The sequence below is a fragment of the Gardnerella sp. DNF01205 genome, from assembly GCF_049244135.1.
In the GTDB taxonomy this organism is placed as follows: domain Bacteria; phylum Actinomycetota; class Actinomycetes; order Actinomycetales; family Bifidobacteriaceae; genus Bifidobacterium; species Bifidobacterium leopoldii.
In genome coordinates this window covers 264,682-280,653 of the sequence record NZ_CP058378.1, presented here as the reverse complement: position 1 = coordinate 280,653, position 15,972 = coordinate 264,682, and the positions used below count along the sequence as shown (strand labels likewise).

Annotated in this window: 12 protein-coding genes; 1 reads left to right on the top strand and 11 read right to left on the bottom strand. The window is 42.9% G+C overall.

From position 1 onward, the window contains the following. Positions 1 to 24 precede the first annotated feature (24 nt). Positions 25 to 372, top strand: coding sequence for a phenylpyruvate tautomerase MIF-related protein (locus HXT47_RS01170; protein ID WP_004574134.1), 348 nt, complete (start codon positions 25 to 27; stop codon positions 370 to 372). 27 nt (positions 373 to 399) lie between these two features. On the opposite strand, the gene HXT47_RS01165 is transcribed toward HXT47_RS01170, so the two are convergent. From HXT47_RS01165 to HXT47_RS01115, 11 genes are all read right to left on the bottom strand, one after another. After that, positions 400 to 1,464 (bottom strand): LacI family DNA-binding transcriptional regulator, encoded by a 1,065-nt coding sequence (locus tag HXT47_RS01165; protein WP_032842347.1) that lies wholly within the window; start codon positions 1,462 to 1,464, stop codon positions 400 to 402. After that, positions 1,461 to 2,855 (bottom strand): glycoside hydrolase family 13 protein, encoded by a 1,395-nt coding sequence (locus tag HXT47_RS01160; RefSeq protein WP_004105641.1) that lies wholly within the window; start codon positions 2,853 to 2,855, stop codon positions 1,461 to 1,463. The genes HXT47_RS01165 and HXT47_RS01160 overlap by 4 nt, the downstream gene beginning before the upstream one ends. A 55-nt stretch (positions 2,856 to 2,910) precedes the next feature. Beyond that, the gene (locus HXT47_RS01155) at positions 2,911 to 3,753 is read right to left on the bottom strand and encodes a carbohydrate ABC transporter permease (RefSeq protein ID WP_421789134.1); all 843 of its coding nucleotides are present in this window, start codon (positions 3,751 to 3,753) and stop codon (positions 2,911 to 2,913) included. Next, positions 3,737 to 4,702: a carbohydrate ABC transporter permease gene (locus tag HXT47_RS01150; RefSeq protein WP_004105644.1), complete on the bottom strand. Its 966-nt coding sequence runs from the start codon at positions 4,700 to 4,702 to the stop codon at positions 3,737 to 3,739. Before HXT47_RS01150 ends, HXT47_RS01155 begins: the two co-directional genes overlap by 17 nt. Before the next feature lie 2 nt (positions 4,703 to 4,704). Further along, the gene (locus HXT47_RS01145) at positions 4,705 to 5,985 is read right to left on the bottom strand and encodes an ABC transporter substrate-binding protein (RefSeq protein ID WP_004105646.1); all 1,281 of its coding nucleotides are present in this window, start codon (positions 5,983 to 5,985) and stop codon (positions 4,705 to 4,707) included. Positions 5,986 to 6,359: 374 nt separating this feature from the next. Beyond that, a complete protein-coding gene (gene brnQ, locus HXT47_RS01140; RefSeq protein ID WP_080550923.1) occupies positions 6,360 to 7,862 on the bottom strand; it encodes a branched-chain amino acid transport system II carrier protein in 1,503 nt (500 codons plus the stop codon). Between the two features lie 256 nt (positions 7,863 to 8,118). Next, positions 8,119 to 9,915: an arginine--tRNA ligase gene (gene argS, locus HXT47_RS01135; RefSeq protein WP_174164268.1), complete on the bottom strand. Its 1,797-nt coding sequence runs from the start codon at positions 9,913 to 9,915 to the stop codon at positions 8,119 to 8,121. Between the two features lie 130 nt (positions 9,916 to 10,045). Then, positions 10,046 to 12,811 (bottom strand): valine--tRNA ligase, encoded by a 2,766-nt coding sequence (gene valS, locus HXT47_RS01130; RefSeq protein WP_421789132.1) that lies wholly within the window; start codon positions 12,809 to 12,811, stop codon positions 10,046 to 10,048. 49 nt (positions 12,812 to 12,860) lie between these two features. After that, complete coding sequence (locus tag HXT47_RS01125; RefSeq protein ID WP_421789376.1) at positions 12,861 to 14,366, bottom strand: ABC transporter substrate-binding protein; 1,506 nt, start codon at positions 14,364 to 14,366, stop codon at positions 12,861 to 12,863. A 112-nt stretch (positions 14,367 to 14,478) separates the two neighbouring features. Continuing rightward, positions 14,479 to 15,132 (bottom strand): endonuclease III, encoded by a 654-nt coding sequence (nth, locus tag HXT47_RS01120; protein ID WP_032835362.1) that lies wholly within the window; start codon positions 15,130 to 15,132, stop codon positions 14,479 to 14,481. 20 nt (positions 15,133 to 15,152) lie between these two features. After that, entirely contained in the window at positions 15,153 to 15,944 is a 792-nt protein-coding gene (locus HXT47_RS01115) for a response regulator transcription factor (RefSeq protein ID WP_032835323.1), read from the bottom strand. Between the last annotated feature and the right edge of the window lie 28 nt (positions 15,945 to 15,972).

The window sequence follows — 15,972 nt, the reverse complement described above, 5'->3', positions numbered from 1 at the left end:
ACTAAATTTAGCAAAGGAGCGATTATGCCAGTTATTCATACTCATGTTTCTGTAAGCACAACACCTGCCCAGCGTGACGCATTAAAAGCTGCTTATGGCAAAGCAATTAGCGCAGTTCCAGGAAAAAGCGAGCATTGGCTCATGTGCCCATTCGAGGACAATATGCCGATTTATTTTGCAGGAGACAATACTAAGCCTGCAGCTTACGTTGAGGTGAACGTGTTTGGTTCCAGCGTGCCAGGGTCTGCTTGGGAAAAGTTAACTGAGCAGATTATGGCAGCTTTAGAGCGAGAGCTTGGGATTCCACAGGATCGCACTTATATTCGTTACACTGCAACTACTGACTGGGGTTGGAACGGCGGCAACTTCTAGTCAAAACTGCAAAATATATTAAGCCAATTACTTCTTAAGAGGAGCTGCCCCAACCGATTCACGCACGATGAGGGCAGTTCCTAGTTTTTTATGCGAAACAGGCAAAGCTTCTTCATCAAAGCGTATTTGATCAATCAAACTTTCTGCAGCCAAACGTCCTTTTGAAGTAATTGGCTGATGAACCGTAGTTAATCGTGGCGTACAAATTGTAGACAAAGGCAAATCATCATAACCAGTAATGGAAAGGTCCTCAGGCACACGTAGCCCTTGTTGTTGAGCTGCTCCAAGCACGCCTAGCGCAATAATGTCGCTAAACGACACAATCGCAGTAGGTCTGTATTCGAGATTAGTATCATTCCACATTTTATTGAAAACATCAGTGCCACCCTGATATGTGCAGGGCGTTTCTATAACGGTAATTTCTTTATCTTCCGGCGATAAGTTATGCTTTTTAAGCGCGCGCACAACACTTGCCATGCGCCTACCAACTATTCCTTGCCACCCAGGATAATCAGTATGCGATTTCGTTTCAATTGCCGCAATACCAATATTTCTATGACCTAAATCAATAAGTCGATCTACTAAATCTTCAAAATCATGCTCATCGTCAACTTCTACAGTCGGAACGTTAATAGGTTGAGCAGGATCCACAATCACTACAGGAACATGCTTATTCAAAATTTCAACAACTTCTGCACGTTCAGCTTCCAAGCCGCAAATTATAAAACCACTTACTGCAGCTGTAGGAATAGCTTTTAACATTGAACCTCTTAGCGGAGGAACAAGCATCAAAGTGTAGCCTTCCGACTGGCAAACCTGCCCAATGCCCTGAATCAAAAGTGAATAATAGGGATTTTGCAAAATCGTATCAATACCTTGCGGCAGCAACAAGCCCAAAGCATTCGAAGAATTCGTACGCAATGCTCTAGCTGTTGCACTTCGCACATATCCCATTTCTTCAGCAGTTTGCATAATATGTTCAACCGTCGCCTCAGATAGTTTTGACGGATCATTATATGCAAAAGATACTGCAGACTTGGAAACATTAGCTTTTTCTGCAACATCCTTAATAGTCACTCTACGAACATTCATAGCTTCCCCACTGCTTCACCTTCATATAATATAATGGATTTTTCTCCCATACGGTATTGCTTACCTATTATACTTGGCACACCAAATAGCGAACGATCCATACGCACCGGCAAATCATCACAATTGATGTAAGCTCCAGATCCGCGATGCACTAAACATAAGCATGCACGCCCCGAAGGTAAGTTGCGCGTAATACACACAGTATGTTTACCTAAAGCAGCTACATGCTGCCTGCCATATTGGAGAGCAGCATTTTCTCTACGTAGACGCATTAATTTGCAAACTGTTTTACGAACAGATAAATTCCAAGCATTCTCATTCCAAATCATAGGAGCGCGGCAACCCGGATCATTTTCTCCTTCCATACCATTTTCATCGCCGTAATACACCATAGGAGCGCCATCAGCAGCAAATAACAGCGCATAAGCTAAATTCTCAGCGTCTTCAGCAGACGTATCCCAAGCATATTCATGAGCTTTTGTACGCGTAAGCAATCGCTCAGTATCGTGACTCCCAAGCAAATTCAACATACAAGAACGATGTTCTTCTGGAATATCGTTATACAAAGCATTCATACCATCTGCAAAATCATAAGCATCCAACGTTTCATCAGCGCAAAAACCTAGGACTAAATCACGAACTGTATAATTCATGGTTCCATCCATAAGTTCCGGAGTAAGCCATTGAGAAGGGTTACGCCATTCTTCAGCTACTAAGTATTTATCATCCCCAAAAGATTTCACTACTTTATGGAAACCCTTCCAAAATGTTTTATTGACGAAATATGGAACATCTAAACGCCAGCCATCAATACCACGATTTAACCAATATTTAGCAACGTTATAGTGATGTCTACGTACTTCTGGATTATATACATTCCATTTTGGTAAATAGTAACAGCCGGAACATGTTTTATAATTCGGTTCCGGATGAGACACTACAGGAAAGCCCTCTACCGAAAACCAATTAACATATTGCGATTGTTCGCCGTTACGTACAACATCTTGAAACGCCCAGTGGCCTATTCCACAATGATTGAATACACCATCTAAAACTACACGAATCTGCAATTCATGAGCACGCTTAATAAACTCATCAAAATCTGCATCATTACCAAGACGTGAATCAATTTTGAAATAATCAGTGGCATCATAGCGATGATTCGTATCCGCTTGGAAAATTGGAGTAAGATACAAAGCATTGACACCCATATCCGCAAGATATGACAGATGCTCACTGATCCCTTGCAAATCACCACCGAAAAAATTGTCCCTAGTTGGAGATTTATCCCATGATTCTACAGGATTAGGGTTAATAGAGGCATTTGCATTTGCGAAACGCTCCGGAAAAATCTGATAAAATACACTTGATTTTACCCATTCAGGTTGCATGACTTGTTCCTAAAAAATAGTAAATTTTACAAATTGTAAACGTCTTAGCACTTCTTCAATCTTTAAGACCTGTAGAAGCGATTCCTCGTTCAAGAGCTTTTTGGAAGAAGAAGAAAATAATAATTGATGGCAAAGTTGACGTCAAAGTTCCAGCCATTAAATAGTTCCATGACGTACCATAACGTCCAACAAAACCACTCAAGCCGATTTGAATAGTACGCATTTCTTCTGCATTTGTAGCCAACAGAGGCCACAGAAAATCATTCCATGCAAATAGGAATGAGAATACACCAAGAGTTGCAAGAGCTGGCTTAGAAAGCGGCAGAATAACTTTAATAAAAATACCAAGGCTTGAACATCCGTCAATTCTTGCAGCCTCATCTAGCTCACGCGGGATAGTAGTAAAATGTTGGCGTAGCAAAATAATGCCAAATACATCAGCCAAACGCGGAACTGTTAAAGCTGCCATAGTATCAATCCAACGCAACTGAGCGATAATACCGTACATAGGTATAACTGTTACGAAAGCAGGAACCATGAAAGCAGAAAGTAGCAGCACGAATAATATTTTCTTTCCAGGAAACTCTAATCGCGCAAAAGCAAAAGCTGCCATAGCATCAAACGCAAGGTGACCAACTACAATAATTGCCGACATGATCAAGCTATTAATATAATAGTTTGCAAACGGAGCGCTTTGCCACGCATGCAGATAATTTTCCCAATGCCATGATGTTGGAATCACTGACTGAACGGCATACGTTTCGGCTTTTGTTTGCAACGACGTTGTAAACATCCACATAAATGGAATAAGTACCGAAGCTGCACCGATAATGAGTACAATATGCCGAGCAAGATGCAACGAACGCAATCTCGTAAAAACCTTACTTATTTTCTGCATTACTTACCTTCCATTGCACAAGAGTTACGATAAGAACTAACACCAGCGACGCTATAGCAATTGCCGTACCATAACCGAAATTGCCTAACCTAAATGCTTGACGATACATAAACATTCCTAGTACGTCAGTGCCACCTCGAGGACCGCCTTCAGTAAACACATAAATTAAATCAAATGATTGGAAACTACTAATCAGCGCTTGCACAACCACAAAGAATGTCATTGGTCTAAGCAGAGGAACTGTAATATAACGCAGCTGTTGCCAGCTCGTAGCACCATCAAGACTTGCAGCTTCATAAGTCGACTTAGAAAGAGATTGCAAAGCAGTCAAATATAGAATGATATTAAAACCTAAGTTCTTCCAAACTGTAAGGAGTGTAGTAGCAAGTAATGCTAGCCACTTGTTGTGGAGCCAGTCGGGTCCTGCAATACCTAGGGATGAGAGTACAGAATTTACAAGACCCGATGGATCCAACATATATTTCCACACAATTGCTACAGCCACCGAGGAGGTAACGACAGGAAGGAAATATATAGTGCGATACAATCCGCGAGCGCGAATTGGCGCATCTAGTAATACCGCAAAAAGCAACCCCGAAACAACCGATAGCACAGCTACACCAAATGCATAGATAACAGTCACGGTTAAACTATTCCAAAATTCTGGATCTTGAGATAGTTTCACATAATTCTTCAATCCAATAAAATCTGGATTTACAGAAAACCCGTTCCAATTTGTTAAGCTCGTATAAGCTGCAGAAATAATTGGATAAAAAGTGAAGATGACGAGAATCACTAATCCAGGAAGCAACAATCCCCATGCTGTGAGAATTTGCTCCCATTTACCTACAGTTTTACGACTATCACGAATCAGCTTACCATTACTAGCCTTTGCTTCTGCATTAGCAGCTGACTTGTTCTTTTTCAACTGTACTATCGGATTACGCATGATTACTTACCTTGCGATATTACTTCGTTGACTGCTTTTTCTGCATTCTTTAATGCAGTTCCAACATTTACTTCGCCAGAAAATGCTTTTTCCATTTCCTTTGCGAATGCCAACGAAATCTGTGGATATAGTTTGGTGTTTGGACGAGTATGAGCAGTTGCCATTTGTTCAATATATGGAAGTAAGCGAGGCTCTTTCTTTTCAACCCATGAACGATACTCTGCATTGTTAGCAGCACTCTTTGTCGCAGGCAGGAAACCAGTAGATTCACACCAATCAAGCACTTGCTTGTCCTGCAAGAACCAAGTCACAAATTCAGCAGCAGCTTTTACTTTTGCATCATCATTGTTAAACAACATGGCTTGTTCTCCGCCAAGATTAGTAGATGGTTTACCACCTTCAGGAGTTGGTAAAGGAGCTGCAGCAAAATCAAATGGAGGATCCGCTGCCCAAATACCTACCATCCAAGAACCTTCCTGCGCAGAACCACCTTTACCTTTTTCAAACTTGCCCCATCCAGCATATGGGCTCACTCCACTTTTAATAAGATCCATCCAGAAATTGGCAGCTTTCTTACCTGCAGGAGTGTTAAAAGCAGCAGCAGAGTTATCTTTCTTTAAGAATTCACCCCCAGCTTGCCAAAGATTGACTTGGAAGTTCCAGGTAAGAGCCTCACCGCTGTCTCCTGCTTCGGTTGGCAAATCGTATCCTGGAAGACCAGTCTTATCTTTGATTTGCTTTGCCATTTGCTTTAATTCAGCCCAAGTTTTTGGCGGCTTATCTGGATCTAAACCAGCCTTCTTAAATATTGTGCGATTGTACATATAAGCAAGATTATTGGCTGACATTGGAACGGATACTAAGCGACCATCAATTGACCCAAAATTCTTTAATGCAGGGTTAATATTGTCAATTACTTCAGGCTTGAGAAGCTTTTTTAAGTCTGCAGACTTACCAATTTGTGCCATTTGAGGCATCCAAATCAAATCACCTATGGCCATATCAGGCAAAGTATTTGACGTAGCAGATGCGCGTAATTTTGTTAAGAAATCAGCATTAGGAACATTTGTAGTTTTAATCTCAATGTTCTTGTGCGAAGCATTAAATGCTTTTACTTTTTTATCGAAGGCATCTGCATTAGCGCCATCCCAATAATGCCAAACAGAAACGGTTGTTTTACCTTGAGCATTACTCGTGGAGCTTGTGCCGCCACCACATGCGGTAAGCGAAAGCGCAGCAACGAGCATCACAGAGATTGCTCCAAACTTTTTTAGTTTCAACATCGTTGTTCTTCCTTAGAAATATTTAGAGAAACTTAAAGGTTCTTGGGCATACCGCCCAATGCACCATTTGATATATAGCAACGCCAGACTTCTGCCGCAAACAGCGTCGTTTACTCCTTTCACTCATGAACAACCATTTTGCTAATGCCTCAGCGCCGAGCACTAGACGTGTGCCTTTTCGTATCTTGCTTTACTGGCTAAGCGAGAATTACTTTTAGATTGCACATTATTTTGTTCGTTATTGAAATATACTAAATCGTTCCAATAAATAAGTCAAGCGTGCGTTTTATATAAAATTCGCCATACTTTGCTACGAAAAATTACGCAACAAAATATGGCGGTTTATTTAGCTTATACGGTTATTTCATGATTTTCTAATTTTGCTCGCAAAACTGAGAATCAATGGAAGCATATGAATCATTTTCGCTAGCAACACTGCCTTCAAGATCTGGACCAGCAGCTAGACGAGCCACCTCTTCCATGTCCTTGTTTTCAAATAAAACCATGCGGACATAGCCAACAACAAATCCAACAACAGCAGGGCAAACCCAAGCCATGCCAAATTCCGAGAACGGCAACCAGTTTTGAGCAACCACCAACATATCGTTCATATGCAATGCGTTGCGCAAAGCTGTTGGCAAACTATTCAAAAAGTCAAATACAGCTGCAACACCAGTAAAACCAAGTGTCCAAGCGTACACGACTTTGGAATTTCCAAAAAGTCGACCGCACAAAGCCAAAAGAATCAATACGATTGACAGTGGATACAAGAACATCAATACTGGAACTGCATATTCGATGATTGTGCTCAAACCAAAGTTTGCAAGGCCAAACGAAACAAGCGTAATCAACACAGACCAAACGCGATAGCTAGGACCCTTAGGGAATAACTTAGAGAAGGTTTCCGAGCAGCTTACAATTAAACCAACTGCCGTCTTTAAGCATGCAAGAGTAACAGTTGCAGCAAGAACAAGCAAACCAACGTTTCCAAGATGGTAGCGTGCAACTTGCGCCAAAGTTACGCCACCGTTTTCAGCAGGCTTAAACAGTGCACGGCTACGCACACCGACAACAACAATTGCGACGTAAATCAACGCCATAAGCAAGCAGCTAAAGAATCCAGATCGCACAGTATTCACTGCCACATCTTTAGGGTCTTTTACGCCAAAGGATCGAATAGTACTAACAACTATAATGCCAAAAGCCAAGCTAGCTAAAGCATCCATTGTATTGTAGCCATCTAAGAATCCTGTAAAGAATGATTCATTAACATACTTCCCTATAGGAGCAGCATCCGCAGAAGCGCCGCTTACAGGAGAAAACAGTGCAGTAAATACCAGAATACCTAAGAAAACCAGGAATATCGGCGTAAGAACTTTACCAACCCATGTAAGTATTCCACTAGGCTTCATAGCAAAGAAGAATGCTAACGCGAAGAAAACCACAGAGAACAAGAACAAATACAATTGACCGTTTCCGTCTTGTGGAACGACGCGCTCCAAACCAACAGTGTACGAAGTTGTTGCGCAGCGAGGAATTGCAAAGAATGGCCCGATTGTTAAATACAGCACACAAGTAAAGAACATGCCGTATTTTTTGCTCGGCTTACTAGAAAGTTCAAAAAGACCGTTTGCGCGACTCATCGCAAGAGCCGTAACACCAAGCAATGGCAAACCAACGCCGGTAATAATAAAGCCTAATGCTGCAGGAGCGGAATTGTTTCCTGCATTAGCTCCAAGGAACACAGGGAAAATCAGGTTTCCTGCGCCAAAGAACATACCAAACAACATGACCGCCACGTACGCGGACTCAATAATGGTCAAGTTCCTTTTTTTCGGGGCACTATCTGTGCTGACACTTTGTGTTGTGACGCTCATGCTTACACCTCCCATAAGGATAAATTTGTATTTATATACTATTCAGCTAAATCTCTTACTTTGTAATTTTGTGGATTTAAAGCGAAAATAATATTAGAGGGTATATTAATAAATTGCATGTACTTAATCGATAGAAACTTATAATTCGTGCGTGTCTCTAATAAAAAATAAAAAGGACGCTGGCAAACTACCAACGTCCTATGTAATCAAAAATGCTCTATAGCTTTGCTCTAAATCTTATATAAAATAAGCAAAATCACATCTTTTCCGGAGCAGAAATTCCAAGCAAATCAAGACCAGTTGCAATAACTGTGCGCACAGCAGCGTTAAGCTTTAAGCGAGCTGCAGCACGAGCTGGCTCTGGGCACTTTGCAATGCGCTGAGATTCACGATCGGCTTCTGGCAAACGATTTTCAGGGTCAGTTAACTCCATTGGCACAACGCGCTCAAGGTTGTACCACTTGTGGTAACTTGCTGCCAAATCCTCAAGATAATGCGCAACTCTGTGTGGAGCGCGCAAATCGCCAGCTTGAGCCAAAGCAGCAGGCCATTGAGCCAAAGCAGCCAACACTTCGCCGTCAGCCTCGGTATTAAGCAAGCTTAAATCAGCACCATCTTGCGTAATTCCAGCGTCCGCAGCATTGCGAGCCACATTGCAGCTGCGTGCGTGCGCGTATTGCACGTAATACACAGGATTATCGTTGCTGTGAGAAGCAAGCAAATCCAAATCAATATCAACACTTGTATTGTAATCTGTGCGAGCAAGCGAGTAGCGCGAAGCATCAACACCAATTGCATCAACTAAATCGTCAATCGTAATAACGTTTCCTGCGCGCTTGCTCATGCGTACAGGCTTGCCATCTTTCATAACGTTTACAAGCTGACCAATAAGAATCTGCATGTTTTCGCCTGGCTTGTCTCCAAAAGCCGCGCACATTGCCATCATTCTGCCAATATAGCCGTGATGATCCGCACCAAGCATGTAAATCGCTACGTCCGCAGGATTCTGTTCGCGATGGCGCTTGTTGCGATAGTACGCAATATCTGCAGCAAAGTAAGCGTAATTGCCGTCAGACTTAATAATTACGCGATCTTTGTCGTCGCCATGCTTAGTGGATTCAAACCAAGTTGCGCCATCTTTTTCAAAAATGTCTCCGCGAGAACGCAAATCTGCAATAGCACGCTCAACTTCGCCATCCTCGTACAGGCTGTTTTCGTGGAACCACACGTCGAAATCAACACGAAAATCGCGCATGGACTTACGGATTTCGGCAAACATCATTGGCACTGCGCGCTTGCGGAACTCTTCGCGCTGCTCGGAATCGCCTTCGCCAAGAGGCAAACCTTCCTCATCTTTTCCAAGATCAATTCTAGGCAAAGAAAGAACATCAACGCCGTCTGCTTGCGCTTCTTTTATAACAGCGTCTGCGATTTCGTTAATATACGCGCCTTTGTAACCATCTGCAGGCGTTTCTTCACCATGAGCTGCAGCAACTAAAGACTTTGCAAAACGGTTAATTTGCTCGCCATGATCGTTGAAGTAGTACTCGCGCACAACTTTTGCGCCGTTCGCTTCCAAGACTCGAGCCATAGAATCACCAACTGCAGCCCAGCGAGTTCCACCAATGTGGATTGGACCAGTTGGGTTTGCGGAAACAAACTCAAGATTCAAAGTTTTGCCGCTTAAGTGCGTATTTTTGCCAAAATCAGCACCTTGCTTTAAGACCTCGTCTACGACTGCCGCTGCAGAAGCAGAATCAAGCGTTATGTTAATAAAGCCAGGACCTGCAACTTCTACAGACGCAATACCTTCCGCTTCTTGCAAACTCTCAGCAAAAAGCTCGGCTAAATCACTAGGCTTCATACCAGCTTTTTTAGCAAGCTGCATAGCAACATTCGTAGCCCAATCACCGTGTGCGCGATCCTTTGGTCGCATAACTGCAAGTTTTTCGGCAGCAGGAATCAAATCTTCTGTTAGACTGCCAGCTTTACCGCTTGCTACTAAATCTTTAGCAATTTTTTCAATTAATTCACTTAAGCTTTCTGGATTCATGGTTTACAGTCTAGCGTTACCGCGCGATGCTTCGCGATTACAATACACAAAAAGCGCTGGAGTCGAAGATTGACTTCCAGCGCTTTTGTTTTGCGATTAATTATTTTCGATTACTTGCAACTACTTACAGCTACTTCTTTTTTGCAGGAGCTTCGCCGAGTTCGCTTTGAGCAACAGAAACGTTTACGTTAGCTGCATCAGATTCCGCGGAATCAGATTCAGAATCAGAAGAATCTCCAGCAACTGCTGCCTTAACAGCGTTAAGATTTACTTCTCCAGTAACGCGTCCAGCTTCAGCAACGTCATCCAAAGTCTCCTCGACAGCCTTGTAAGCATTTTCTGCTACGTTCAAAGTCACTTGCAAAATAGGAGTCTTCATAGAAACTTTTGCTTCAGACTTAATCTTGCGCAAAGTAGCCAAAGCTTCACCCGCGTAAGCCAAAGTATCTGCAGAAACACCGTTTGCAGCAGCCTCATACGCCTTAGCGCATGGCCAGCTAGCGCGATGCACAGAGCCTTCGCCGTCATGCATCCAGCTCCACACTTCTTCAGTAGCGTAAGGCAAGTAAGGAGCAAGCAAGCGAGCCAAAGCATCGAGCGCAAGGCCAAGAGTTGTGCGAGCAGACTTTACAGCAGCTTCGCTTGGAGTGCGTCCAGTCGATTCTGCAGTACCGTAAGCGCGATTCTTTGCAAGCTCAATATAGTCGTCGCAGAACTCCCAGAAGAATGTTTCGATTGCTTCCAAAGCCTTGGAATGCTCGTAAGATTCAAGCGCATCAGTAGCTGTACGAATAACGGATGCAAGCTTTGCCATAACAGAGCGATCCAAAACTTCAGTAACATCAGCAAAATTCCAGTCCGCGCTAGCAGGCTCAAGAACCTGATGCTCATCATCTTCACGACCAATCGCGAGCGCAAACTTAGTAGCATTCAAAAGCTTAATAGCTAAGCGTCGGCCAATCTTCATTTGGCCTTCGTCGTAAGTTGCGTCCAAGCCAAGTTTTGCAGAAGTTGCCCAGTAGCGTACAGCATCTGCACCAAACTCTTCGATTGGCTTATTTGGCACAACAACGTTGCCTTTAGATTTAGACATCTTCTTATGGTCAGGATCAAGAATCCAGCCAGAAAGTGCAGCATGCTTCCAAGGCAAGCAGCCGTTTTCAAGATGTGCGCGATCAACAGTACTAAACAGCCAAGTACGAATAATATCCTGGCCTTGTGGACGCAAATCCATTGGGAAAGTAGCCTTAAACAAAGCTTGATTTTCCTCACCTGGCTCTTCCCAACGAGTCACGATTTGTGGAGTTAAGGAAGATGTAGCCCAAGTGTCCATAATGTCTTGCTCAGCAGTAAAGCCGTTCGGCTGGTTACGTTGCGATTCATCGAATCCTTCTGGAACGTCAATAGTTGGATCGATTGGCAAACGATCTTCGCTAGGAGTCAAAGGATGCTCGTAATCCACTTCCCCATTTTCGTTTACTGGATACCAAAGTGGGAATGGCACACCGAAGAAGCGCTGGCGAGAGATAAGCCAGTCACCATTCAAACCGTGAACCCAATTCTCATAGCGCACGCGCATAAAGTCTGGGTGGAAGTTAAGTTCCTTGCCTCGCTCAATAAGTTCAGCATTCAACTTTTCGTCCGTGCCACCGTTCTTTAAATACCACTGGCGAGAAGTGACGATTTCCAAAGGCTTATCGCCCTTTTCGTAGAAGTTCGTCATACGCTTTGTTGGCTTTGGATCGCCTTCCATGTCTCCAGCTGCTTGCAAAGCTTCAACAATTTCCTTACGAGCAGAGAACGTGGTTTTGCCGGCAATTTTCTCGAACATTTCACGGCCGGATTCATCTGTAATCCAATCAGGAGTCGTCATAACGATGCGACCGTTACGCTGAATAATTGGTCGAGTTGGCAAATTCAAATCGCGCCACCACTCAACGTCTGTTACGTCACCGAAAGTGCAGCACATTGCAATGCCAGCACCCTTGTCCATTTGAGCAGCAGAATGCGCCAAAATCGGAACCTTCACCTTAAACAGTGGCGAATAAACTTCCTGACCAAAGTACTTCTTGTAACGCTCATCTTCTGGATTTGCAATTAAAGAAGTGCATGCAGCAAGCAATTCTGGACGCGTAGTTTCAATATAAATTGGCGTACCATCTTCAAAACGGAACGCAATCTTATGGTAGAAACCAGGATATTCGCGTGATTCAAGCTCTGCTTGTGCAACTGCAGTCTGGAAAGTCACATCCCACAATCCAGGAGCATCTTTTTGATAAGCTTCTCCGCGAGCAAGATTGCGAAGGAATGCTTTTTGCGCAACTCGACGAGGCTGCTCACCAATCGTGTGGTAAGTTTGCGACCAGTCTACAGAAAGACCAAGCCTGCGCCACAATGCTTCAAAAAGCTTCTCATCTTGAGAAGTCAAGCGCTCACAAAGCTCAATAAAGTTCTGCCTGCTTACAGGAACCTGATCTTTAGCCTCAATCTTCTTGCCTTCAGTGCCTTCAAAAGGCGGCTTAAAATCAGGGTCATACTTCAACGAAGTATCCACTCGCACACCGTAATAATTTTGTACGCGGCGCTCTGTTGGCAAGCCGTTATCGTCCCAACCCATTGGGTAGAACACGTCAAAGCCTTGCATGCGCTTATATCGCGCAATGACATCCGTATGCGTGTAAGAGAATACGTGACCTACGTGCAAGTGGCCACTAACGGTTGGAGGTGGAGTATCGATAGAATATACGGCCTTACGGTCGCGAGAATTATGGAATGCGTAAGTTTTAGCTTCGTCCCAATTGCTACGCCACTTGTCTTCAAGACCATCAACGCCAACTTTGTTAGGAAGAGGCGTTAAATGTGCGTGCTTTACTGTGTTATTATCCTGTTCACTCATGAACTGAATATTAGAAACTCAGCGCGACAACGCAAATCTTTACGCTTTTCTATTTCACCACTACGCTCTGCAATGGCAGAAGCTGATCCGTCATATTTTTCGTATAGCCGCTTACATTAGACTTCACAGCCATAATGCTCTTTCGAGCATATAACCAGTGAGCTGCAGCATTATTGCTTACTTCGCGCGCATATGCACGAGCATTTGCCTCATATTCGTTTGCATTCTTAGAATGAACCGCATCGGCCCAAGCTTGTTGAGCACGCGCGTCTTGCAAAACGAACGGAGAACCGCTTTCTGCAAACATGCCTTCATCTAAAGTACGATTGCTCGTAGTAAGCGCAAGATCATACTTACCTTCACTAATACGCTTACGCATAGTTTGTTGATCAACTTCTTCAAGATTGACCTTAAAACCACTCACGGAACTAATCTGTTTTGAAAGCTCGCGCCCAACTCCACCTTCGCCCTGTGGAACAAGAAAATTAATAGTTCCTAAATAGCTTGCGCTAAAGTAATGGAACAAGGGAGCAGCTTTGCCTGGATTATAAGGATACAATCCATTTAAATCTTCATAACCAGTTGAAAGAGGATCAATAGGTCCTCCTACTGGAACACCACCATTGCCATCAGCTGCAAGTACAGTTTGCGCATTCAAAGCGTATCTCGCAGCTTTACGAGCCTGCTCATCGCAGAAAATCGATGAAACTGTTGTATTTATTGCAATAAATCGCACTCTTGTGCTCTGACCCTCTACCATTTGCGTATTAGCAACAGCAGCAAGACGCTTATTTTCGTTACCTTCAAGCGGAACTGCCATTTGAATATTGCCCTTTTCCATTGCCTCAGCTAGAGCAGTATCGCTATTGAAATATTGCAAAGTAATACTTGCACAAGAAGCAGGGGTTCCCCAGTATTTATCGTTGCGAAGTAATACTAAAGAATTGCCTTTATTGTAGTCACTTACAGTGAAAGGACCTGTGCCAAGAGCAGCACTTGCATAGTCAATCATCGATTTTGTGTCATAGACAATGCCAACACGTCCAGCAAGACGACGTAAAAGTAACGCATCTGGATTATTAAGTGTAATTACTAAAGTGTAATCATCCGGTTTATTAACAGTTTTAATATTTGTAAGTGCGCTATAACCAGGATAATTATTTGTGATGCCTTGTTTCAAAGATTGTAATACGGAAGTCGAAGTCATCTCACTACCGTTAGAGAAACGCACACCTTGACGCAAATTAAAACGATATGTTAAGCCGTCTTTCGAAATATCCCATGACTTCGCGAGACCTGGTTGCAAACTATTATCATCGCCACGTTTAACAAGAGTTTCGTAAACATTACCAATTAAAGCTTGCTGTAAAGCGTCACTGTCGTCGTTTCTAATATCAAGAGATTCAGGAGCAGTACGTAAACCAACTTTTAGCACTGAGTTACTAGCTGGATGCATTATTGCAGCAAAAGGCGAATGACCCTGGTATATTTGCCATCCACACCACAAAATGCCGCTCATTATTACAGACACAACTACAAACACAACCCATGGCATCCAGTCTGCATTAGTGCGAGCATGAGCTGACCTGGAAGTGCGATACGCATATTTGCCTGTTCTTGACATAACCTACAGTCTATATCAATATCTGAATTGGAGACAACACGCTTTAAATAATTGCCGACGGACATGTTGTATTTAAAGGGCATGAAACACATTTTGGATTCCGAGCAGTGCAAATTTTTCTGCCATGCAAAATAAGTCTATGAGAAAGATTAGTCCACTCTTTAGGAGCAAAATAAGCAGTTATTTCGCGCTCAATAGCAACAGGATTTGGACGATTCTGAACCTTACGCCAACCAAGACGACCTGTAACACGTATTACGTGAGTATCTACAGGAAACCCCGGTAATCCAAATGCGTTGCCAAGAACAACATTGGCAGTTTTACGACCAACACCCGGCAACGATATTAAATCTTCCATATTTGATGGCACTATACCAGAAAAATTATTAAGCAAACATGCAGATAATGAAATAATATTCTGTGCTTTTACTCTATAAAATCCGAGAGGGTAAATAATTGACTCAACTTGAGATACAGGAGCAGCAGCTAAGGAACTCGCGTTGGGAAAAATAGAAAAGAGTTCAGGCGTCACGATATTCACGCGCTTATCCGTAGTTTGCGCGCTTAATACAGTAGCGATTAGTAGCTCAAATGGATTTTTGAAATTTAATGCACACTTCGGCTCCGGTATTTCTTTGCACAATAAATCGTACTCTGCATAAATACGAGCTAATTTCGCTTGTTTTGATTCTCGCATATTAGAGCTTCGATAAATCATTATTGCGCAGACTGCTTATCTGCATCATTTTCAGAATCATCTTCAACACTGCTTTCGGAAATTTCGCTATTCTCATCAGACTCCGAAGGATCAAAGCGATAGCCAACATTACGCACTGTGCCAATTAGATGTTCATATTCAACACCAAGTTTTGCACGAAGCCTACGAATATGAACGTCTACAGTACGAGTGCCACCGTAGTAGTCGTAACCCCATACTTCTTGCAACAAATGAGCACGAGTAAACACCCTGCGCGGATGCTGCACAAAGTATTTCAGCAATTCAAATTCTTTATAAGCTAAATCAACAGGATGACCATGCAAACTCACTGTGTAGCTACGCATATCTACAACAAGATCTCCAGAACGCATAGTTCCATTGTCTGAATTGAAAGAATCATCAATTTCAGAGCCTTGCGAATGCACAAACAAATCATCAGAAGATCCGTGTTGCAAAGAAGCCAAACGCAAACGACCCTCTACTTCCGCCGGAGAAGCATTAGTAAGCACAACATCAGAAATGTTCCACGAAGGATTTACTACAGTAAAACCACCCTCAGTTATAACTAATATGACAGGAACCGTAATATTTGCAACACGCAGAGAAGAACACATTGATTTAGCGAGAGCTAAATCCTCACGCGCATCAAGCAAAAGAATGGTTTGTGCGGGCAGTTTTGCCAAACTTGACGTATCCAAAGAAAGTAAACGCACTTTATGAGATAACAAAGTAAGTGAAGGTAAAACTGAAGAAGGAGAAGCACACGAAGTCATCAATGTGATATCAGTCATATGATGCCTCCAACAAACAATTGATGTA